Consider the following 23,621-nt stretch of genomic DNA (forward strand, 5'->3'; position numbering starts at 1 on the left):
ATTTTTAAAAGTTAGTTATATTAACACATTTTTAATTTTAGTTAAGTTATTTAAGATTAAGTTATTTAAGATTAAGTTATTTAAGAGTATTGTTTATTTTAAATATTTTAAGAGTATTGTTTATTTTAAAATTGGTATTATGTTCATAACATAAATTTTAATCTAGTAAATTATATTAAAATTTAAATTTTGCTAATTGATAATCAAATTATCATAAATTAAAATTTATTTTAAAAAAATTTAAATGATTTTTTTATCTGCTAAATTAGCAGATTGTATAATCTTAGCTGCAAAGTTAGCATCAAATATATTTTTCAGTTCTTGCATGCAGATTCAGTACTAATAAAGCAATTAAATAAAATTAAATAAAATATAGCTAAAAATATCAAAATATAATTATTGTATTGCTATTTACTGTAAAATAGGTAGTATTAGAATTGTTTTTATCAACTAAAGAGTATGTTCGTTTTATGGTAACAATTCGTTTAGCACGTGGGGGCGCTAAAAAACACCCATTTTATCATATCGTCGTAACAGATAGTCGTAATGCTCGTGACGGCAATTTTATTGAACGTATCGGTTTTTTAAATCCCATACCTACTGGTAGAGCTGTTAGTTTTTTTTTAGATTTAGATCGTATTAAACATTGGATTAGTAAAGGTGCAACAGTTTCTAACAGAGTATCAATTTTAATTAAAAATGCAAAAAAAGCATAATATCTATTATTGATTTAATTAAATCAAATAATGAATAAACTACTCAGTAGTATTATTACAGCAGCACAAGTTAAACCAATAAAACCAATAATTATTGGCAAGATAAAATCTGCGTATGGTATACGTGGTCAACTTAAAGTTGTTTCTTTTACTAAAGAAACAGCAAATATTTTTACTTATCAACCATGGTTTGTAAAAAAAAATCAGTGGCAGCAAATTAAGTTAGAAAGTTGGAAATTATACAATAAAAATCTAATTATCAGTATCATAAACATTAAAAATAGGGAAGCAGCAATACTACTTACTAATTGCGAAATTGTCATAGAAACAGCACAATTACCAGAATTAGAAAAAGGGCAATATTATTGGAAAGACCTCATAGGATGTCAAGTAATTACTGTAAATGGTTATAATATGGGGAAAGTAGTTAATTTAATAGAAACTGGATCAAATGAGGTTTTAGTTGTAAAATCTAACCCCAAAGATGCTTTTGGTATTCGAGAACGATTAATTCCGTTTTTAGATATACAAGTGATTAAAAATGTTGATATTATGGCTAAATTTATTGAAGTTATTTGGGATCCTAAATTTTGAATATTAATAATAAAGAAAAAATCCAAATATGGATTGGTGTTATAAGCTTATTTCCTGAGATGTTCCGAGTTATAACTAATTACGGAGTAACTGGAAGAGCAGTTAAAAATGGTTTATTGAAGGTACAATGTTGGAGCCCACGTGATTTTACTGATGATAAACATCATACTGTAGATGATCGTCCTTACGGCGGTGGACCTGGTATGTTAATGATGGTGCAGCCATTGCGAGATGCAATTAATAAAGCAAAAAATCATGCATCAGAAGGTGAAAAAGTTAAAGTAATTTATCTCTCTCCTACTGGTCGCAAACTAGATAACTTAGGTGTAAGCGAACTCTCTTATAATAAGAAAATGATTCTAGTATGTGGTCGTTATGAAGGTATTGATGAGCGTTTAATTGCTACTGAAATTGATGAAGAATGGTCAATAGGTGATTATGTGCTCAGCGGCGGTGAATTAGCAGCAATGGTGGTAATTGATTCAATTTCACGTTTTATTCCAGGGATACTAGGACATGAGTACTCTGTAAAAGAGGACTCTTTTGCTAAAGGATTACTAGATTGTCCGCATTATACACGTCCTAAAGTATTAGATGGTATGGCAGTTCCTCCTGTTTTGCTTTCAGGAAATCATAAAGAAATTCGGAGATGGCGCTTAAAACAAAATTTAGGACGAACTTGGCTTAAAAGACCTGAACTTTTGGAAAAAATAGCTATAACTAAAGAAGAATCAAATTTATTAATAGAATTTCAGCAAGAATATCAAGAGTGTAAATTAATTTAAATTAGAATATTAACTTTTATATCAATTGATAAATTTATGAGTAATATTATTAATCAAATAGAACAAGAACAGCTGAAGCAGAATATACCTATTTTTCGTTCAGGTGACTCAGTAGAAGTAAAAGTATGGGTTATTGAAGGAAGTAAAAAACGTCTACAGGCATTTGAGGGTCTCGTTATTGCTATTCGTAACAGAGGTCTTCATTCAGCATTTACTGTTCGTAAAATTTCAAATGGATCAGTAGTTGAACGTGTATTTCAAATACACTCTTTAGTTATTGATAGCATTACGGTAAAACGTTGTGGTGTCGTTCGTAAAGCTAAACTATATTATCTGCGTAAAAGAACAGGTAAAGCAGCACGTATTAAAGAACGTATAAAAAGAATCAATTAAATTTAAATTTAGCAAATTTTTATAAATTATTTTTGTGGTAGTTATTATTAACTAAGTTATTATTAACTATATGTTAAAAACATTAATTATCTAATTTTAATTATCTAATTTTGTAGCCGAAGTGGCGAAATTGGTAAACGCAGTTGACTCAAAATCAACCTCCTTATGGTATGCCGGTTCAAGTCCGGCCTTCGGCACTATACACTACACCTATGCAACAAATAAAAAAAAGCGACATTAGCATCATCTATAATTACATTACTATCTTTGCAAGAAGATATTCTCTCATTGAGCCATAATTATCACTGATACAAAATACGCTAGTTAAATTAAGCGCATCATGCCTCTCTCTTATTTAGGTTCTATACCATACGTAATGTAATTTGGCAGTAATGATAACAACAAAAACGATTATATCATAGCTAGCGGTACTATTTTACTAAAATTACTTCAGATTACCTGGATTTGCTATTTTAAAAAATTTGACAGTAAACAGTATCTTGTAGGGTAGTAGTTGATTTACTTATCATGGGATAATAATTAATTGTGCAATTTTAGGTACCACATAAAATAAATTTTTTTTGAAAATTTCAAGTTATAGGATATTACTTTTTTGATTAGTTTCTTGAGTAGACTTAGTATATTATTTTCACATGAAAAACGTAATTTTTTATCTAATAAATTATTATAAATAAATTATTATATTACGTTAAATAACGAACTAAACGTTATGGAAAAATTGCATGTAATTTAGCTACCATTGAATGGCGCAAATTTAAGATGGTATTAATATTATGTGATTATGTGAAAATTATTACCAAGTATTAAAGCTTGATGAAGCTCTATGGAATAATGATGTTAATGCTTTTATACCGCATAATATATCTGGTGATATACATTGTTGCAGTGCTCCGGTGGAAATTTGCTGTAAAATAGCTGGGGTGATACATCAAGGGATATACTAATTAGCCTGCTTCAGGTATGTGCAGAATTTGCCTTTTCTTTTAATGAAGTGATAGACTTTGTTCCAAATAATAATTTTTTAAAAAAAGCTAGCGCGTGATCGATATAAATTTTATCGTAACGTTGGTTTTCAATTAACTACGGCTACACTTCCAACAGAGTACATAGTGATTTATGGAGAAAATATACAATCCAAAAGATATTGAGCAGCATTTATATGCTAAATGGGAGCATAATGGCTATTTCAAGCCAAGTGGCAATATACTGCATGATAGCTACTGCATCATGATTCCACCACCAAACGTTACTGGAAGACTACATATGGGACATGCTTTTCAGCAGGTCATTATGGATACTTTAATTCGTTATCAACGTATGCAGGGTAAAAATACCTTGTGGCAGGTAGGTACTGATCATGCTGGAATCGCCACACAGATGTTAGTTGAACGAAAAATTTCAGAAGAAGAAAAAAAAACTTGTCATGATTACGGACGTGATGCATTTACTAAAAAAATTTGGCAGTGGAAAGCGCAATCAAGTAGCACTATTACATATCAGATGCGTCGTTTAGGAAATTCAGTAGATTGGGAGCGCGAGCGTTTTACTATGGATGATGGAATATCCAATTCAGTAAAAGAAGTTTTCGTTTGTCTGTATCAGGAAGGTTTTATTTATCGTGGTAAACGTTTAGTAAATTGGGATCCAAAATTACACACTGCGATTTCTGATTTAGAAGTAGAAAATCGTGAATTGAAAGGTTCAATATGGCACTTGCGCTACCAACTAGCAGATAACGTACGTACTAAAGATGGTTTAGATTATCTAGTAGTTGCTACTACAAGACCAGAAACAATTTTTGGTGATACAGGTATAGCGGTAAACCCAGCAGATCATCGCTATCAAAATTTAATAGGTAAATTCGTTATTTTGCCACTTCTTGGCAGAAGAATTAAAATTCTAGGCGATGATTATGTAGATATTAAAAAAGGTACAGGATGTGTCAAAATTACACCAGCGCATGATTTTAATGACTATGAGGTAGGTAAGCGCCATGCTTTACCGATGGTTAATATTTTAACTTTTGATGGAAATATTCACCAAGAAGCTCAAGTATTCGATACAAACGGAAAACCTAGCCAATTGTTATCAGGAGAAATTCCAGCAGCATTTAGAGGTCTAGACCTTTTTACTGCACGTAAAGCAATAGTTACGGAATTAGACCGTTTGGGATTTATCGTCGAAGTTAAAGACCATAATATTACAGTACCTTATAGTAATCGTGGCGGTGTAGTTATTGAACCTATGTTAACTGATCAATGGTACGTACGCACAGCGCCATTAGCAAAAGTAGCAATAAAAGCTGTAGAGCAGGGTGCTATTAAATTTATACCCAAACAATACGAAAATATGTATTTTAGTTGGATGCGTGATATTAAGGATTGGTGTATTTCTCGCCAATTATGGTGGGGACATCGTATTCCAGCTTGGTATGACATTGAAGGTAAGGTTTATGTAGGTAGAAATGAGAACGAAGTGCGTAAAATGCACAAATTAGGAAATAAGGTTATCCTATATCAGGACGAAGATGTACTAGATACTTGGTTTTCTTCAGGAATATGGACATTCTCTACTTTAGGATGGCCAGAAAATACAGAATCTTTAAGCATATTCCATCCCACTAACTTGGTTGTTAGTGGTTTTGATATCATATTCTTCTGGATAGCACGTATGATTATGCTAACTATGCATTTTATTAAAGATAAAAATGGCAGACCGCAAGTTCCGTTTAAGAATGTCTATATTACTGGTTTAATTCGGGATGAAGAAGGACAGAAGATGTCTAAGTCTAAAGGTAACATCATTGATCCTTTAGATATGATAGATGGAATTTCTTTAGAAAATTTATTGAAAAAACGCACTGGTAATATGATGAATCCCAAATTAGCAGATAAGATTCGCAAGAGCACCACAAAACAGTTTCCGAATGGAATAGAGCCGCACGGCACAGATGCTCTACGCTTAACCATTATTGCTTTAGCTTCTACTGGACGCGATATTAACTGGGATATGAATCGTTTAAAAGGTTATTATCATTTTTGCAATAAATTATGGAATGCTAGCCGCTTTGTTTTGATAAATACTGAAGAGCAGGATTGCGGTTTTTACGGAGGTTATAAAACTCTTTCTATAGCTGATCGTTGGATCATGACAAAATTTAATAATACAGTTAAGTTATTCCGTGATGCGTTAAATAATTACCGTTTTGATTTAGCAGCTGGTATTTTATATGAATTTACTTGGAACCAGTTCTGCGGATGGTATCTAGAATTAACTAAGCCAATTATAAGCTGTGGTAGCGATGCTGAATTGCGCGGTACCCGTCATACCTTAGTTAAAGTACTAGAAGCGTTGCTTCGTTTAGCACACCCAATTCTTCCTTTTATTACTGAAACTATCTGGCAGAGAGTAAAGATGCTCACTAGAAAACAGGGACCAACTATTATGCTACAACCTTTTCCTGATTATGATACCAAAATTGCGGACGTAAATGCACTTACTGATATAGAATGGATAAAACAAACTATTATTGCGGTACGCAATCTTCGTACAAAGATGAATATTGCACCAAATAAGCAGTTATCGGTTTTGTTTCGACAAGCTTCATCAGCAGTAGTACATAGAATACATAATAACATGAAATTTATAATAAATATAGCTAAGCTTGACAGCATTACTATATTACCTGTTAACGATAAAGGACCTATTTCTGTAACGCAAATTATAGAAGGCGCCGAACTTTTAATCCCTATTGCAGGTATAATAAATAAAAATACTGAATTAGAACGTCTTGAAAAAGAAAAAAAATGTATTGAAAGAGAAATAGACCGTATCACTACCAAGCTAAGTAATAAAAAATTTATTGATCATGCTCCTGAAAAAGTAGTAGCAAAAGAACTAGAAAAACTAAAAAAATATCATAAATATAGGACAAAATTGCTAGAACAGCATACGCTTATAGCTACTAGCTAGTGTAAGTTTATTATGCAATCTTAAAATATTAATTAAGGAAACTAAACCATAAATTATGGAAATAATATGATAAATAAGTTAGTTAAACGTAATTTTTTAAGATTGATGGATTTTACATCTGCAGAAATTAATCAATTACTAGCTCTAGCAACTAGCTTAAAATACCAAAAACGTACTAAATGCGAAATACCGCTTCTAGCAGGTAAAAATATTGCACTTATATTCGAAAAAGATTCAACACGTACCAGATGTTCTTTTGAAGTAGCAGCGTTTGATCAGGGTGCTCGTGTAACATATTTAGGACTAAATGGGAGCCATATAGGCTATAAAGAATCTATTAAGGATTCTGCTATAATCTTAGGAAGAATGTATGATGCTATTCAGTATCGTGGATATGATCAGTCAATTGTTGAAAAAATAGCGCTTTATGCAGGAGTGCCAGTATGGAACGGATTAACAAATGAGTTTCATCCTACTCAGGTACTGGCTGATATGCTTACTATGCAAGAATTTTTACCAGAAAAAAAATTTAATAAAATGAAACTTGCCTATGTCGGTGACGCTCGAAATAATATAAGTAATACGCTTCTAGAAGCTGCAGCGCTAACTGGTATTAATCTACGTATTATAGCACCCAGCACTTTTTGGCCAAATTATGATCTGGTAGTATCTTGCCGTAAACTGGCACATAAAAACGGAGGTAATATAACTCTTACTCAAGATATAGCTACAGGAGTAAAAAATGTAGACTTTATTTATACCGATGTATGGGTATCAATGGGCGAAGATAAAAATGTATGGCAAGAACGAATCGAAATGCTGCGTAGTTATCAAATAAATATGACCATGCTTCATCAAACTGGTAATTCAAAAGTAAAATTTTTACATTGTTTACCAGCATTTCATAATAAGCAAACAATTATAGGTAAGCAACTAATTGAACAGTACGGCCTAGTTGGTGGTATAGAAGTTACAAATGATGTTTTTGAATCCCCACATAGTGTGGTATTTGATCAAGCAGAAAATAGATTGCATACAATTAAAGCAGTAATGGTTGCAACATTAGTAACAAATATCAATTAATGCTCTTAATAAAGCAAAAACATATAATGTAATGTTTAAATTAAGTTAATTTATTTTAGCTATAAAATAAATTTTTATATATAAAAAATTAGACACTACTCCTAACTGGAAAATAATGCAAAGAGATTAATAAAACATGAAAAATGTTGGTTTTATTGGTTGGCGCGGATTAGTAGGTTCGGTATTGATGCAACGCATGATAGAAGAACATGATTTTGATCATATCAGACCAGTATTTTTTTCAAGTACTCAGTATGGTCAGTCAGCACCACTGGTAAATAGCTATCATAATAGATTGCATAACGCTATGGATCTAAAAATGCTCAGAGATTTAGATATTATTGTTACCTGTCAGGGTGGTGATTATACAAAAGAAATATATCCTCAATTGCGTAAAATTGGCTGGCAAGGATACTGGATTGATGCAGCTTCGTCTCTGCGTATGTATGATGACGCTATTATAATACTTGATCCTATAAACAAATCATTAATACAACAGGGTCTAAATCAAGGTATTAAAACTTTTGTTGGCGGTAACTGTACTGTAAGTCTAATGCTAATGGCACTAGGAGGGTTATTCGCTAACAATTTAGTTGAATGGATCTCAGTTGCTACTTATCAAGCAGCATCTGGAGGTGGAGCTCGTCATATGCGTGAACTATTAGTACAAATGGTGCAATTTTATGATACTATAGCTAAACCCTTACAAGATCCTGCATTTTCTATTCTAGAAATAGAACGTCGGTTCACCGAACTAACTCGCAGTGGTACTTTGATGACAGATAATTTTGGCGTCCCGCTGGTAGGTAGTTTGATTCCATGGATTGATAAACAGCTAGAAAATGGTCAGAGTCGCGAAGAATGGAAAGGACAAGCAGAAACTAATAAAATTCTTAATACCAGTAAGTTAATACCGATAGACGGTTTGTGTGTGCGTATAGGAGCTTTGCGCTGTCATAGTCAAGCTTTTACGTTAAAGTTGAAAAAAAATGTTTCGTTAGCTGAAATTGAAATATTGCTCGCAACTCATAATGAATGGGTAAGCGTAGTGCCCAATGATCGTGAACTATCTATACAGGAATTAACTCCAGCAGTGGTAACTGGAACACTAAAAATCCCTGTGGGTAGACTGCGTAAATTAAATATAGGTCCTGAATATATTTCAGCTTTCACTGTAGGAGATCAACTGTTGTGGGGAGCTGCAGAACCTCTGCGACGGATGTTACGCCAATTATCGAATTAATAAAAATATTTTTACGGTGAGAGAGGGATTCGAACCCTCGATACAATTTTATTGTATACACACTTTCCAGGCGTGCTCCTTTAGCCACTCGGACACCTCACCTCATATGTAAAATTAACTATATTATAATTATAGTTTACTTTAAAGCACTAAATTTTTTTAAAAAAACTATTTAAATAGGAACTACTATGGCTACCTGGGTAACAGGTAATGTGGTACATAGAAAACATTGGATGAATGGTTAGTTTAATAGTACATGCTCCAATTTATCATTTTACTGCAGGACAATTTACTAAGTAATGAAATGAATATTCATGGAGAAAAAATTCAGCGAGCTTATTCATATGTTAATGCACTGCAAAATTATAAATTAGAATTTTACATTATTTCTGTTCCTAATGGAAAATTAAGTCATGCTCTATGGCAATAACCTAATGATAACTAAAGAAGCAGACCGCGATAGGACCTTATTTATCAATTATTGAGCATAGCAAGGTAATTGAAAAATTTAGGAGAATTATTCTGATACACGCAGTACGTTTTGTTCATAACCTTAATTATCTACCACAGATGCTGAAACTACAGCATCGTTATAAATGAAAATTGAAAATACAAACAGTAATTAGTTGCGAATTAGTTGCGAAAAGGTTCCTGGATATCTAACTGGACGTATTCCATCATTAATTGCAAATGGTTCGCTTGAATTAGCTGTAGATCTAAAGTTAGATATTGAAAATAGCCATATAATGTGTAAATCCTAATATGTGTGTTAAATAACAGCCGCGGTATGCTGATACATTCTATGTACAATCATGGCCAGATAACTATTGAAAATTACTGGTAAAATTTGCATTATTCATCATGAAACTTAAATCCATGAAACTTAAATCTTATCTAAGAAGAAGATAGAGAAAAATATTATTTAGATCGGTTATTAAATTCTACATTGCTAAATACAATTTGCATTGTAAGAATTGCAAGCTCAATAATTTACAGCCTATAATGGTACCCGGGACGAGAGTTGAACTCGTATAGCTAAAAGCTGAGGGATTTTAAATCCCTTGTGTCTGCCGATTTCACCACCCGGGTATTTACGAAAAACTAAAGGCACGTCCCGGAATTGAACCGGGGTAGACGGATTTGCAATCCGATGCATGGCCACTCTGCCAACGCGCCTTAAATTGGATTGGAGCGGGAAACGAGGATCGAACTCGCGACCCCAACCTTGGCAAGGTTGTGCTCTACCACTGAGCTATTCCCGCGCATTCCAGCGCATATTTATTTTAGATATCTCATTTTTCAGTATAAGTCAATATAAAAAGAATAATTTAATATTAGTAAGAATAATTTTAAGAATAAGATATTAGTTTGTTTATTTAATAATAATTTTTTTAAAAAAATTATGAGTATTTTAAAAAAATTTCAATAACTACTTTAAATTTTTTTTAAAAATAAAAAATTAAAATATTTATGAAATTTATTATTTATTTATGCATGTAATATTGAAAATTATCCTTGATTTTTTTATCATACAATTAATTTTTTTATCAGTGCAGTATTCTGAATTTTTTCAGTAACTAATGCTTAAAAATTGGAGTAAAATTAATGGCAGTACAGCAAAATAAACATACCCGTTCGAAACGGGGTATGCGTCGTTCACATGATGCGCTGATAACTTCTACTTTAACAATAGATAAAACTTCCGGTGAAATACACCGGCTTCACCATATCACCGCAAAAGGTTTTTACCGTGGCCGTAAAGTTATATCAATATCCAAATAATTTTTATCCTTTTTCAGGAATATTATCTAATATTCCAGCAAATCGTTTTAGCTCTCAGAAATAGCTAGTACTGTAGCTTTTTTTGCTTCTGATGAAGCATCATACATTACCGGCGAGACAATACATGTAAACGGAGGCATATATAACATCATTGGCGTTATATTATGGTATAAATTATAATATATGTTAAAATTAATAATGTTAAAATTAATAAAATAATATGACAAATTGCATCTTCTTAAAGAAGATATTTATTTTAAAAATATATTGGGGATAGGAAATTTAATAGTATGAGCACTATCGAAGATAGCGTTAAGGAAATTATTGTTGACCAGCTAGGAGTTAAAAAAGAAGAAGTCATTAATAGTGCATCTTTTGTTGATGACCTCGGTGCTGACTCTCTGGACACCGTAGAACTTATAATGGCATTAGAGGAAGAGTTTGATATTGAAATTACGGATGAAGAAGCGGAGAAAATTACTACTGTTCAGGCAGCTATTGATTTTATTCAGTATAACCAGTAGGAATTATTATGAATATTAAAAAATGTAGATTGGTGGCTATAAATTACAAAAATTGCTATATTAATTTAATGCCTTGATCTTAAATTGAAGATATTTTGCTTAGTGATAAAATCATGGAAAAAATAGAACAACATATTATTAAGCTGCGTGAAAAGCTCCAACATTGGGAGTATCTCTATTACTTAGAAAATTATCCTGAAGTACCAGATATAGAATATGATATTGTAATGGAAGAACTTCGTTATTTAGAGTATAAAAGACCAGATTTATTGACTATTGATTCTCCAAGCCAGCGCGTTGGAGTAAAAGTTACAAATAAATTTGGCAAAGTACATCATGAAGTACCGATGTTATCGCTAGATAATGTTTTTGATAATTCTGGTTTTCTTAGATTTGATAATCGGTTGCGTAAAAGACTAAAATACAATAATGATATTGTATATTGTTGTGAATTAAAGCTAGATGGTTTAGCAGTCAGCATTATATATGATAGTGGCGTGCTTGTGCAGGCTGCTACTAGAGGTGACGGTAACACAGGAGAGAATATAACTGCAAATATACGTACTATCAGTACTATTCCTCTTAGTTTAAAAAATTACGATAATTGGCCCAGCCTAATAGAAATACGTGGTGAAGTATTCATGTCACAAGCAGGATTCTTGCAGTTGAATACAATGGCTAAAAAAGAAGGAAGCAAATTATTTTCCAATCCTCGTAACGCTGCTGCAGGATCATTGCGCCAATTAGATCCAGCAATTACCGCTTGTAGGCCTTTAATTTTTAACTGTTACGGCGTTGGTTTAGTAAAAGAAGGCGTGCTGCTATCAGATAGTCATTGGGAGCTGCTGCAACAATTGAAAGCTTGGGGCATACCTGTTAGTAATTACAGTAGACGTTGTATTGGAAGTGCGGAGGTGCTAGATTTTTATCAAAAAGCAAATAAAAACAGGTCATTATTTGGATTTGATATTGACGGTGTAGTAATTAAAGTTGACTCGTTGCTACTACAGCAGCGTTTAGGTTTTATATCCCGCGCTCCTCGTTGGGCTATAGCATATAAATTACCTGCTCACGAGCAATTAACTAAGGTGCAAAAAGTAGATTTTCAGGTAGGTCGTACCGGAATAATTACCCCTGTAGCCCGGCTTAAGCCGGTATTAGTTTCTGGTGCTATAGTTAGCAACGCTACTCTACACAATATTAATGAGGTTAAGCGGCTAGGGATCATGATTGGTGATACAGTTGTTGTTCGCCGCGCTGGTAATGTTATACCGCAGATTATTGGAATAGTTTCTTTTAAACGTCCGAAAAAGGCACTACAGGTAATATTTCCATCCCAATGTCCTATTTGTGGCTCAAAAATTGAGCACATAGAAGGTAATGCTTTGTTGCGTTGTTCAGCTGGTTTATTCTGCGCGGCGCAACGTAAAGAAGCAATTAAACGTTTTGTTTCGCGTCTGGCGATGGATATTGAAGGCATGGGAGATAAGATTATTGATCAACTAGTAAAGCGTCATTTAGTAAAAACACCAGCTGATTTGTTCAGATTGAATGAAGATATTTTAATTAAGTTAGAAAGAATCGGGCCAAAATCAGCAAAAAAATTGTTGCAATCGCTAAAAATATCTAAAAAAACTACTTTAGCGCGTTTTATATATGCATTAGGTATTTACGAAGTAGGAGAGGCAACTGCTGCAAACCTAGCTGCTAGCTATAAAACGCTAGATGCTTTGATCACTGCAGATCTAGACTCTTTGAAAGAAAACATCGGCAAAATTGTGGCAACCCATGTATGCAACTTTTTTAAGAAAAGCTATAATCTGAATGTTATTCAGGATTTATTGAATCCTCCAATTTGTATTTCGATATCTGAGAAAAAATAAGTTAGCGCTAGATATGCTAAAAAAGATCAGCGTAAATGATATAAATTATCAAAAATAACAGTTGTTATTATAATAGATAATATATGGAATACCTCTCTAGGATTTTAGCAGTAAATTTTTTTCTTAGATAAAAACCTAGCGGCATCGTAAGTATTGGTTGGCCAAATTTGCCGATAGCTGCAGTTAGAGCTTTCCCGTTAGAAGCTTTGGGACGTAAATGAAGCATATCACCGTGGTGAGCGGTAATATTTTCTACTTTACCTAAAACAATCAAATCCATTAGTTCTTCCCAGTCACTTTTTAATTGAAGCTCTTCTTTTGCGTTTAAACTCCACAATAGCGGCACACCTATGCGCCGCATTGCCAGCGGTATTGTTCGATGTCCTTCTATAGGAATCCAAAGTACCCTAGACAGCTTATAGCGCACATAACTAGTTTCCCATGTTACCCCGCTATTACCAGTAAGCGGCGCTACACAGATAAAAGTAGTTTCTAATGGTCGTCTGCTTATATCTACAGGAATAGTTTTTAGCTCTATGCCGATGGATGCAAAATCTTGCTCAGATTTACTTTTGGCGCTAGCGCCTAGATAGCGTTCTAGTAACATGCCAATCCATCCTTTATTACGTTTAAGATTAGGGGGAATCTCTAATTTAGCATATATAGATAATTCACCCAGTGTATAACCAAACAAAGAATTAGCTCTATGTAGCAAGGCATTTTCGTCTTTAGGGGGGTCTAGCGGAAAGGTATATGGAATGAAGTTTTTTATTTTTGTATTCATAAATTAAATAAAAATTATAATAATAATTATAAAAATGAATAAGATAAAATTATCATTATGATGAATTGTATTTGCTGCACGCCATTATAAAATGCTAATTATAATAGCATAATAATTAATATAAAAACTAAAATAGTTATTTTAGATTACATTTTTGATAAAATTAATTAATTTTAAATTATTTAAATATTCTTCAACATAAAAATAAGAGATCATATAGTGATTGATGGTGATGGCTACAGACAAAATGTTGGTATTGTAATATGTAATCTTGACAGAAAAGTACTGTGGGCTAGGAGATACAGGCATCATTCTTGGCAATTTCCCCAAGGAGGCATTAATGATTGCGAGACCGCTGAGCAAGCGATGTACCGCGAGCTATTTGAGGAGGTTGGTTTGAGTCACAAAGATGTACGTGTCCTAGCTTCTACGCATAATTGGATACGTTATAAACTTCCAAAGAGGTTGGTACGCTGGGATATGAAGCCGGTGTGTATTGGTCAGAAACAAAAATGGTTTTTGCTACAGCTTGTGTGTTCTGATAGAGATATTAATATGCGAATTGGGGGAATACCTGAATTTGATTGTTGGCGTTGGGTTAATTTTTGGTACCCTGTACGTCAGATTATTTACTTTAAACGTGGTGTTTACCGTAGAGTAATGAATGAATTTTACAGAGTAGTAATGCCGTTACATAACAATGTTGTGCCGTGTTTAAAGCAGGCGCATTTAATGCAATAATTACAATAATTATATTGTATACTGTGATCTATTATTTATCATTTAATATTTAGATCTCGTAGCATGAGACAGCGTTTGCGATGACAATACATAAGTCAGTACAGAATCGTACTATATACTATAGAATACTATAGTAGAATACTATAGATGCTACTTGCAGAATTTTTTTCTAATATTTTGTTACCACAACTAAGCTAGACACTTGATAAAAAATAACTACATATATAATCGAAAATAATAAATTAAAAGAATAAAGGTCCATCAGAAGATTTCGGTAAATTGAAATGTGATGGATAATCTACTTCTATCAGGTAAAGACCTTCCGCTTTACTAGTAGCGCCTGCCTGTGTTTTGTCACGGCATGTAATAAGTTCTGATATCCAACTTTCATGTTTTTTTCCACATCCCACCTCTAGCAAGCTACCTACAATATTACGAACCATATGATGAAGAAAAGCATTAGCTTTAATATCAAATATGATATATTGCCCATATCTATTTACATATAAATGGTGCACATTGCGCCAGGAACTACGAGACTGGCATTCTTTAGTACTAAAAGAAGTGAAATCATGTTCACCAATCAAAAACTGCCCCGCGCGTGCCATAGATGGGGCATCAAGATGATGATAATAACAGGTTATTCTACGTGCAAGTAACGCTGTACGTAGGCGATAGTTATAAATAATATAACGGTAGCGTCTAGAAGTTGCGCTAAAACGTGCATGAAAATTATCAGCGACCTGTGTCACCCAACGAACAGCAATATCATCAGGTAAATTTGCATTAACACCGAAGGTCCAAGCGGCGTCTGACCTACAGACTTTAGTTTCAAAATGTACAACCTGCCCTGTAGCATGTACACCTGTATCTGTACGTCCTGCACAGTAAACAGTGACAAGTTCGTTAGCAACATTTGAAATTGCACGTTCAAGACATGTCTGCACGTTATGTACTTTTTTTTGACGTTGCCAGCCGTAATACGCACTACCGTTATATTCAATTCCGAGCACTAGCTTCATAGTATTATTTCAATTTAACTAATTATAGTATCAACTATTAACACCTTTAAGGTTAGGTTACAAGTTGTTATTATCAATAACTTGATGCTATTTTTAGCAATTTTTATAAATTGTGTTTTGTACTGGGCAAAATTAGTATGGCACTAAATTAAAAATATTAGAATTTATCTAATAAATATTTTGTCGCCTAAGTGGCTTAATGGGCTACATAAGAAGATTATTTTATTACTAATTTTAACATACATTGATGAATATGGTATACTTTTATACTTTAAAATACAGCTACAAGATAACGAATAAATGAATGACATTACAAAAAAAATTACACCAGTAAATATTGAAGAAGAGCTGAAACGTTCTTATTTAGATTATGCTATGTCCGTAATAATAGGACGTGCATTACCTGATGTGCGTGATGGACTTAAACCAGTACATCGTAGAGTACTTTTTGCTATGAGTGTACTCGGTAATGATTGGAATAAACCTTATAAAAAATCAGCACGAGTTGTCGGCGATGTTATTGGAAAATATCATCCTCATGGAGATACTGCAGTTTATGACACTATAGTGCGTATGGCACAGTCGTTCTCATTGCGTTATATGTTAGTTGATGGTCAGGGAAATTTTGGTTCCGTTGACGGTGACTCTGCAGCAGCGATGCGCTATACAGAAGTGCGCCTTACAAAAATAGCCCACGAATTTTTAGCCGATCTTGAAAAAGAAACAGTAGATTACGTGCCTAACTATGATAACACTGAACAAATTCCAGATGTTATGCCCACTAGAATCCTTAACTTACTTGTTAATGGTTCTTCTGGCATCGCAGTAGGGATGGCTACTAATATTCCTCCGCATAATTTAGCAGAAGTTGTCGACGGCTGTATAGCTTACATGGATAATGAGAATCTCAGCGTTGAAGAACTAATGGAACATATCCAAGGTCCCGATTTTCCTACTGCAGCTATTATTAACGGTAAACGCGGTATAGAAGAAGCTTACAGAACCGGTCGCGGTAAAATATATATTCGCGCTCGTACCGAGATAGAAACTAATTGTAATAACGGACGTGAAAACATTATTGTGCATGAAATTCCCTATCAGGTAAATAAAGCACGCCTGATTAAGAATATCGCTGATCTAGTAAAAGAAAAGCGCGTTGAGGGAATAAGTGGTTTATGTGATGAATCAGATAAAGACGGTATGCGTATCGTTATTAAAATTAAACGAGATGCTGTAGGAGAAATAGTGCTCCACAATCTCTACTCACTTACCCAGTTGCAGATATCGTTCGGTATTAATATGGTAGCACTGCATAAACGGCAACCAAAGATACTATCTCTTAAGGACATTTTATCCGCATTTATACGTCACCGTCGCGAAGTAGTTACTCGACGTACAATTTTTGAACTACGTAAAGCTCGCGATCGTGCTCATCTTCTAGAAGCTCTAGTACTAGTAATTACGGATATCGATCCTATTATAGAGCTTATTCGCAGTACTACGACGCCATTAGAAGCAAAAGGTGTACTTATGGCACACTCATGGTCGCATAATATTGTCCACTCAATTTTAAAGAGTGCAGGCGCTGATATAGAAAAAGCAGCTTGGATGGAGCTGCAGTACGACGGTCTCTATTACTTAACAGAGCAGCAATCAGAAGCCATTTTGGCTCTTAGATTGCAAAAATTAACAAGTCTAGAATATAAAAAGCTGATTAATGAATACAATGAACTTATTAATAAAATAGCAGAACTAAATCTAATTATACATAATTCAGACCGACTAATGGAAGTAATACGAGAAGAATTTCTCTCTATAAAAGAGCAATATAAAGATACACGACGTACCAAAATAATCGATAATAACTATGATATTAATGTTGATAATCTAATAAACAAGGAAGATGTAGTAGTAACTTTATCTTATCATGGATACATTAAGTATCAACCTATTACTGATTATGAAGCACAGCGACGTGGCGGTAAAGGAAAATCAGCTGCAAGTATTAAAGAAGATGATTTTATTGATCGCCTGTTGGTAGCAAATACCCACGATACTATCCTATTATTCTCCAGTTATGGACGAATGTACTGGATGAAAGTTTATCAGTTACCAGAAGCTAGTAGCGGATCACGCGGACGCCCTATAATTAACCTTTTACCTTTGGATTCCAACGAACGTATTACTGCTATTTTACCAGTGCGCAAATACGAAGAAGGACATTATGTTTTTATGGCAACAGCTAGCGGCACTGTTAAAAAAACTGCCATTATTGATTTTAGTCGACCACGTAGCTCAGGCATTATTGCTATTAATCTAAATGATGGAGATAAACTGATCGGTGTAGATATAACAGACGGTAATAACGATATTATGTTATTTACCGCTTATGGTAAAGTAGTTCGTTTTCCTGAAAATCAAGTGCGTAGCATGGGACGAACAGCAACTGGTATTCGTGGTATCCATTTGATAGAACGTGACAGAGTTGTGTCTCTTATCGTGCCGAGAGAAAAAAAATCAATACTAACAGTTACACAGTATGGCTACGGAAAACGCACAGCACAAGAAGAGTATCCTACTAAGTCTCGCGCTACCTATGGGGTTATCTCTATTAAGGTTAGTAAACGTAATGGTGAAGTAGTAGGAGCTGTGCAAGTTGATGACTGCAATCATATTATGATTATCACGGACTACGGTACTTTAGTACGCACTAGGGTATCAGAGGTGAGCATCGTAGGCCGCAAAACAAAGGGTGTGATTCTTATCAGGATGGATAAAAATCAGCATGTAGTGGGGCTACAGCCTATCGCTTAGAAAAATTAAATAAACAGCTAAATAAACAGCAAATAACACAACATATTGACCCCAAAATTGTTGACTGAAGTTAGTCAACTAGGCATAATGATATATTATGTAATATCATTACTTAACTATAAGTCTATTTACTTTTTGCGGGAGTGGCGAAATTGGTAGACGCACCAGATTTAGGTTCTGGCGCTGCAAGGTATGCGAGTTCAAATCTCGCCTCCCGCACCATCATTTTATTTAAGTTAGTATAGCTGTTATTAGAGCTAATAATGGGGTATAGCCAAGTGGTAAGGCATCGGGTTTTGATCCCGCTACGCCCAGGTTCGAATCCTGGTACCCCAGCTATTATTTTCTGCATGCACAAAAATACTGAAATTAGCTAGCTCTTAAGAGCTAGATCTTAAGAGCTATGAATAAGACGCGGCTACGTAGCTCAGTTGGTTAGAGCACAGCACTCATAATGCTGGGGTCACAGGTTCGATTCCCGTCGTAGCCAACATATTTTTTGGGGTATAGCCAAGAGGTAAGGCACCGGATTCTGATTCCGGGATTCCCAGGTTCGAATCCTGGTACCCCAGTAATATCATAATTATGATTTTAAAAAAGTTAATTATTTTTATGAAAATTTTAAGTGCTTACTAATAATAAAAAGTAAGCATAATCATAATGTGGACACTATAATTATGAGCCAAGTTATACTTAACTTTCAGCTTGCCTGTGATAATGCCAGCGGTATACCAGAAAAAAGAGATTTTATACGTTGGTTAAAGGGCGCGTTGTTGCTTTTTAGAGACTACTATGAGGTTACTATACGGTTAGTAAATGAAGATGAAATTCATAAACTAAACATGACCTACCGTGGCAAAAATAGGCCCACAAACATTCTATCTTTTAAATTTGAATCTACGTCAAAAGTAAACCTCCATTTTTTAGGGGATTTAGTTATCTGCAGCCAGATAGTTAAACGTGAAGCGCAAAAACAAAAAAAAGCAATAAAAGCGCATTGGGCACATATAGTTATTCATGGTTCTCTACATCTACTAGGATATAATCATCTTCTAGAAAATGAAGCGCTAGTGATGGAATCATTAGAGACAGAAATAATGCAAAAATTTGGTTACCCAGATCCTTATTTAGGAAGATAAAAATCTGTAATTTTTACTCTACTTTCTTGCCTCTATCTAAAAAATTTCTTAGATTTTCTTTATCGCCTATTGTCAAGTATATGGTCTTTAAATTATGTATGATCCCTACTAGGATCCGGATGTTAGGACCTTTCGGGTACGGTGTCAAATTGGATGATGTTTTTGTAGTACTGATAATATTATTATTGTTCAATATATGAAAAAATGGTATAATATAGGTGTTAAAAATAAAGTTAAATTCGCAACGTATATGTTTTTTTCTATTTTTTAGATTTACTGTTTAGAGTTACTGTATTTCAGTTATTTAAGGAATAAATACTATCTTTCATGCAAGAAATTTATCGTCCAGAAGAAATAGAATCAACTGTACAACAATACTGGCATAAAAATAATACTTTTATGGTTACCGAAGATCCTGTAAAAGAAAAATATTACTGTCTATCTATGCTTCCATATCCTTCTGGCTGCTTGCATATGGGGCATGTGCGTAACTATACTATCGGCGATGTAATAGCTAGATATCAGCGCATGTTAGGTAAAAACGTTTTGCATCCCATAGGGTGGGATGCCTTCGGCCTACCTGCTGAAATTGCTGCAGTAAAAAATAATATGGCACCGTCGCGGTGGACCTACGCTAATATCAATAATATGAAAAAACAGCTAAAATTGCTAGGTTTCGGTTATGATTGGAGCCGTGAGATAACTACATGTAGCCCAGAATATTACCGCTGGGAACAATGGTTTTTTATCTATCTATATAAAAAAGGTCTAGTATATAAAAAAAATGCTGCAGTTAACTGGTGTCCACAAGATAAGACAGTACTTGCTAATGAACAAGTTATTGAAGGTTGCTGCTGGCGTTGCGATACCCAGGTTGAACGTAAGGAAATACCACAGTGGTTTATAAAAATTACTGATTATGCAGATGAATTATTACAAGATTTAGATAAGTTAGATGGTTGGTTCGAGCAAGTTAAAACTATGCAACGCAACTGGATAGGTCGTTCAGAAGGTATAGAGATTACATTTCAGGTAGTTGATAGCGAAGATAAGCTAACGATCTATACTACCAGAAAAGATACTTTTATGGGAGTTACCTATATCGCTATAGCTGCTGACCATCATCTATCGTTGCAGGCAGCAACAGCTAATTCGGCATTAGCCGATTTTATCCATAAATGCCGTACTACAACCGTGTTGGAAGTAGACGTTGCTAAGATGGAAAAAAAAGGAATGGCTACTGGATTGTACGTTATGCATCCGTTTAATGGAGAGATATTACCAGTATGGGTCGCTAATTTTGTATTAATGGATTACGGCACTAGCGCTATCATGGCAGTGCCAGGGCACGATCAACGCGACTTTGAATTTGCACGTAAATATAGTTTACCTATTAAGCCAGTTATTCTAAATGCTGACGGAAGCAAACCAGATATCAGTCTCAAGGCAATGACCCTAAAAGGCGTACTTTTTAATTCTGGAGAATTCGATGGTCTAGACTTTAAATCAGGATCTAGAGCAATTGCTGATGCATTGGTGGCGCGCGGCATTGGTAAGCGCAAGATAAACTATCGATTGCACGACTGGGTGGTTTCAAGACAACGTTACTGGGGTGCACCTATCCCTATGATGACACTTGAAAACGGTACTGTAGTGCCAACTCCTGAAGATCAACTGCCAGTTATACTACCAGAATACGTTATGATAGACGGAATTTCTAATCCTTTAAAAGAGGATCCTAGTTGGTTTAGGACTACTTACCATGGCAAACCTGCTCTGCGTGAAACAGATACCTTTGATACATTCATGGAATCTTCCTGGTATTATGCTCGCTATACATGCCCTAGTTATAAAAGCGGTATGCTAGATTATACTGCTGCCAAATATTGGCTACCTGTAGATCAATATATTGGTGGTATTGAACACGCTGTCATGCATTTAATGTATTTTCGTTTTTATCATAAGCTACTGCGTGATGCAGGTATAGTTATTTCTGATGAGCCAGCTAAGCGACTGCTTTGTCAGGGTATGGTTTTGGCAGATGCATTCTATTATATTACTGCAAACGGTGAACGAATATGGGTATCGCCTCTAGAGATAAGCATCGAGCGTGATAATAAAGGACGCATAATAAAAGCAACAGATGTTTCAGGACGCGATCTAGTATATGCAGGCATGAGTAAAATGTCTAAATCAAAAAATAATGGTATTAACCCCCAGGAAATAGTTGAAAAATACGGTGCTGACACCGTACGACTTTTTATGATGTTTGCATCTCCAGCAGAAATGACGCTGGAATGGCATAAATCAGGCATTGAAGGATCTAACAGATTCATCAAACGCTTCTGGAAACTAGCTTATGAACATAAGCAGAGGGGATCATCGGTAGAAGATTTAAATATTATGTCCTTAAATAAAGATCAAAAAGCACTGCGTCGTGAAGTACATAAAACTATAGCTAAAGTTACTGATGATATTGGTCGTCGTCAGACATTTAACACCGCAATTGCCGCCATTATGGAACTGATAAATAAGTTAATACATGTAGACCAGCATACTGAGCAGGATCATGCCCTTATGCATGAATCCCTAATGGCAGTAGTGCGAATGCTTTATCCTTTTATACCTCATACGTGCTTTATGATTTGGCAATCACTAGGAGGTGAAGGGGATATTGATAACGCGCAATGGCCGGTAGCGGACGAAGCAGCTATAGTTGAAGATGCTAAACTTATAGTCATTCAGGTTAACGGCAAGTTTCGGGGGAGAATTATTCTACCTGCAGATGCAGACGAAACTCTAGTACGTGATCGTGCGGAATATATGGTAGCCAAATCTATCTACGGTAAAAATGTTCATAAGGTGATTTATATACCAGGTAAACTACTTAATCTTGTCGTAGGTTAAATGTATGCGATGCCAGGATAGGCGCAGAATACTAAAATGCTAATGATAAGATGAATTTTATTTTAATTTTATTTTAAGAAGCGAGCAGTGCTATAATACGTTTGTATGCTGAGCAGTTGAATTTGCAATTAAGTAAATCATTAAGTACCTGTTATTTGCTGTTCGGTAATGAACCGCTACTCTTGCAAGAAAGCCAGGATCTAATATGTAAAATAGCAAGAAAGCAACAGTTCGATGAATATTTTAGTATCATGTTAGACGCTCATACTGATTGGTATTCTATCTTCAGTTTGTGCAAGGAGCGCAGTCTATTTTCTAGACGTCAGGTTTTACTGCTTCTTCTTCCAGAAGAAAGCATTAAATCAGACATGGGAGATAATTTGCTACATCTTTCGTCACTGCTACATGACGATTTGCTACTTATTATACGCGGTACCAATATAACAAGCACCTTAGAAAAGAGCGCCTGGTTCAAGGAACTTAAATCAATTGCGGTGTTGGTAATTTGTATGACTCCTGAACAAACGCAACTGCCACAATGGGTAATGAAACGTGCTAACAGCATGAAGCTAAAGCTAGATAATGCAGCTTGTCAACTTTTATGCTATTGCTATGAGGGAAATTTACCAGCACTGGTACAAGTATTAGAAATGCTTTGTCTTATTTATCCTGACAGAAATATTACGTTTCCACGTGTTGAAATAACTGTGAATGACTCTTCGCACTTTACTATATTTAATTTAGTAGATGCTGTCTTGGCAGGTAAAAGCAAACGCGCTATACATATTCTGCAGCAGTTACAACTTGAAGCAACTGATAATACGATTATAATACTACTGCGTAGTATCCAGCGTGAAATTATGCTATTATTAATGCTTAAACGACACACTGCTGCCTCTTCTAGAGACATGCTGAAACTATGGTCTAAAAGAAAGTTACTGCTGAATCAAGCAGTAGAACGTCTTACTATGCTACAGCTAAGAAATGCGATAGCGCTAGCTGCGAAAATAGAAATAGCGATCAAGCAGGATTATAAAGACTATGTTTGGTCTGATTTTAATGCATTAATACTGATATTATGCAGTAAATTGATGCCTGAAGCTATGTTCTCTGGATCTATATCCAGATTTCAAATCAAAATTTGAAGTAACTGCCTCCAAAATGAGTTACATTAAAAATTAAAATATATGCAAAATTTTTTTAAAATACGCACCTATA

At 34.5% G+C, this 23,621-nt stretch carries 16 protein-coding genes, 9 tRNA genes and 4 pseudogenes; 23 read left to right on the plus strand and 6 right to left on the minus strand.

Translation table 11 applies throughout. The features are described from left to right. Positions 1-470 precede the first annotated feature (470 nt). From rpsP to asd, 9 genes and pseudogenes are all read left to right on the plus strand, one after another. Positions 471-716: a 30S ribosomal protein S16 gene (rpsP, locus tag TREMTM_RS00765; RefSeq protein ID WP_083172386.1), complete on the plus strand. Its 246-nt coding sequence runs from the start codon at positions 471-473 to the stop codon at positions 714-716. A gap of 30 nt (positions 717-746) precedes the next feature. Then, entirely contained in the window at positions 747-1,310 is a 564-nt protein-coding gene (rimM, locus tag TREMTM_RS00770) for a ribosome maturation factor RimM (protein ID WP_083172388.1), read from the plus strand. Positions 1,311-1,336: 26 nt separating this feature from the next. After that, positions 1,337-2,095: a tRNA (guanosine(37)-N1)-methyltransferase TrmD gene (gene trmD, locus TREMTM_RS00775; protein WP_083172648.1), complete on the plus strand. Its 759-nt coding sequence runs from the start codon at positions 1,337-1,339 to the stop codon at positions 2,093-2,095. A 36-nt stretch (positions 2,096-2,131) separates the two neighbouring features. Then, positions 2,132-2,488, plus strand: a complete 357-nt coding sequence (gene rplS / locus TREMTM_RS00780) for a 50S ribosomal protein L19 (RefSeq protein ID WP_083172390.1) — start codon at positions 2,132-2,134, stop codon at positions 2,486-2,488. A 115-nt stretch (positions 2,489-2,603) separates the two neighbouring features. Continuing rightward, positions 2,604-2,685: transfer RNA gene (locus TREMTM_RS00785), tRNA-Leu, on the plus strand. 666 nt (positions 2,686-3,351) lie between these two features. Beyond that, a pseudogene (locus tag TREMTM_RS01600) lies at positions 3,352-3,453 on the plus strand (hypothetical protein); the annotation flags it as partial. Between the two features lie 172 nt (positions 3,454-3,625). Beyond that, the gene (locus TREMTM_RS00795; RefSeq protein ID WP_083172392.1) at positions 3,626-6,481 is read left to right on the plus strand and encodes a valine--tRNA ligase; all 2,856 of its coding nucleotides are present in this window, start codon (positions 3,626-3,628) and stop codon (positions 6,479-6,481) included. A 69-nt stretch (positions 6,482-6,550) separates the two neighbouring features. Then, a complete protein-coding gene (gene argF / locus TREMTM_RS00800) occupies positions 6,551-7,564 on the plus strand; it encodes an ornithine carbamoyltransferase (RefSeq protein WP_083172650.1) in 1,014 nt (337 codons plus the stop codon). A gap of 136 nt (positions 7,565-7,700) precedes the next feature. After that, a complete protein-coding gene (gene asd, locus TREMTM_RS00805) occupies positions 7,701-8,807 on the plus strand; it encodes an aspartate-semialdehyde dehydrogenase (RefSeq protein WP_083172394.1) in 1,107 nt (368 codons plus the stop codon). 14 nt (positions 8,808-8,821) lie between these two features. Here asd and TREMTM_RS00810 read toward each other — a convergent pair. Continuing rightward, positions 8,822-8,909: transfer RNA gene (locus TREMTM_RS00810), tRNA-Ser, on the minus strand. Positions 8,910-8,995: 86 nt separating this feature from the next. On the opposite strand from TREMTM_RS00810, the pseudogene TREMTM_RS01625 reads away from it, so the two are divergent. Then, a pseudogene (locus TREMTM_RS01625) lies at positions 8,996-9,651 on the plus strand (FAD-binding oxidoreductase). 159 nt (positions 9,652-9,810) lie between these two features. On the opposite strand, the gene TREMTM_RS00820 reads toward TREMTM_RS01625, so the two are convergent. The 3 genes from TREMTM_RS00820 to TREMTM_RS00830 form a co-directional block, all read right to left on the minus strand. Next, a tRNA-Leu gene (locus tag TREMTM_RS00820) sits at positions 9,811-9,896 on the minus strand. A gap of 16 nt (positions 9,897-9,912) precedes the next feature. Beyond that, a tRNA-Cys gene (locus TREMTM_RS00825) sits at positions 9,913-9,983 on the minus strand. A gap of 11 nt (positions 9,984-9,994) precedes the next feature. Then, positions 9,995-10,069 (minus strand) — tRNA-Gly (locus TREMTM_RS00830). A 343-nt stretch (positions 10,070-10,412) separates the two neighbouring features. Between TREMTM_RS00830 and rpmF the strand changes: the two genes are divergently transcribed. The 4 genes and pseudogenes from rpmF to ligA all read left to right on the plus strand — a co-directional run bounded on the left by rpmF (position 10,413) and on the right by ligA (position 12,996). Then, complete coding sequence (gene rpmF, locus TREMTM_RS00835; protein WP_083172396.1) at positions 10,413-10,589, plus strand: 50S ribosomal protein L32; 177 nt, start codon at positions 10,413-10,415, stop codon at positions 10,587-10,589. 13 nt (positions 10,590-10,602) lie between these two features. Further along, positions 10,603-10,769: pseudogene (locus TREMTM_RS01545) on the plus strand (SDR family oxidoreductase); the annotation flags it as partial. Between the two features lie 110 nt (positions 10,770-10,879). Beyond that, positions 10,880-11,113, plus strand: a complete 234-nt coding sequence (acpP, locus tag TREMTM_RS00845; protein WP_083172398.1) for an acyl carrier protein — start codon at positions 10,880-10,882, stop codon at positions 11,111-11,113. 113 nt (positions 11,114-11,226) lie between these two features. After that, a complete protein-coding gene (ligA, locus tag TREMTM_RS00850; RefSeq protein ID WP_083172400.1) occupies positions 11,227-12,996 on the plus strand; it encodes an NAD-dependent DNA ligase LigA in 1,770 nt (589 codons plus the stop codon). 67 nt (positions 12,997-13,063) lie between these two features. Here the strand turns inward: ligA and mutH are convergent, their stop codons facing one another. Continuing rightward, complete coding sequence (gene mutH, locus TREMTM_RS00855) at positions 13,064-13,780, minus strand: DNA mismatch repair endonuclease MutH (RefSeq protein ID WP_083172402.1); 717 nt, start codon at positions 13,778-13,780, stop codon at positions 13,064-13,066. Positions 13,781-13,999: 219 nt separating this feature from the next. Between mutH and rppH the strand changes: the two genes are divergently transcribed. Further along, complete coding sequence (gene rppH / locus TREMTM_RS00860) at positions 14,000-14,521, plus strand: RNA pyrophosphohydrolase (protein ID WP_083172404.1); 522 nt, start codon at positions 14,000-14,002, stop codon at positions 14,519-14,521. A gap of 242 nt (positions 14,522-14,763) precedes the next feature. On the opposite strand, the gene truA is transcribed toward rppH, so the two are convergent. Then, the gene (truA, locus tag TREMTM_RS00865) at positions 14,764-15,543 is read right to left on the minus strand and encodes a tRNA pseudouridine(38-40) synthase TruA (protein WP_083172406.1); all 780 of its coding nucleotides are present in this window, start codon (positions 15,541-15,543) and stop codon (positions 14,764-14,766) included. A 300-nt stretch (positions 15,544-15,843) separates the two neighbouring features. Here truA and gyrA point away from each other — a divergent pair. The 8 genes and pseudogenes from gyrA to holA form a co-directional block, all read left to right on the plus strand. Next, positions 15,844-18,354: pseudogene (gene gyrA / locus TREMTM_RS00870) on the plus strand (DNA topoisomerase (ATP-hydrolyzing) subunit A); the annotation flags it as partial. Between the two features lie 140 nt (positions 18,355-18,494). Next, positions 18,495-18,579, plus strand: a tRNA-Leu gene (locus TREMTM_RS00875). Positions 18,580-18,621: 42 nt separating this feature from the next. After that, a tRNA-Gln gene (locus tag TREMTM_RS00880) sits at positions 18,622-18,693 on the plus strand. An 80-nt stretch (positions 18,694-18,773) separates the two neighbouring features. Next, positions 18,774-18,847, plus strand: a tRNA-Met gene (locus TREMTM_RS00885). Between the two features lie 10 nt (positions 18,848-18,857). After that, positions 18,858-18,929 (plus strand) — tRNA-Gln (locus tag TREMTM_RS00890). A 105-nt stretch (positions 18,930-19,034) separates the two neighbouring features. Further along, on the plus strand, positions 19,035-19,496 hold the full coding sequence (gene ybeY / locus TREMTM_RS00895; RefSeq protein ID WP_083172410.1) for an rRNA maturation RNase YbeY: 462 nt from the start codon (positions 19,035-19,037) through the stop codon (positions 19,494-19,496). Positions 19,497-19,823: 327 nt separating this feature from the next. After that, positions 19,824-22,403, plus strand: a complete 2,580-nt coding sequence (gene leuS / locus TREMTM_RS00900) for a leucine--tRNA ligase (RefSeq protein ID WP_083172412.1) — start codon at positions 19,824-19,826, stop codon at positions 22,401-22,403. Positions 22,404-22,495: 92 nt separating this feature from the next. After that, positions 22,496-23,548, plus strand: a complete 1,053-nt coding sequence (gene holA, locus TREMTM_RS00905; protein WP_083172414.1) for a DNA polymerase III subunit delta — start codon at positions 22,496-22,498, stop codon at positions 23,546-23,548. Positions 23,549-23,621 lie beyond the last annotated feature (73 nt).

The sequence above is a fragment of the secondary endosymbiont of Trabutina mannipara genome, from assembly GCF_900090215.1.
GTDB lineage: Bacteria > Pseudomonadota > Gammaproteobacteria > Enterobacterales > Enterobacteriaceae > Mikella.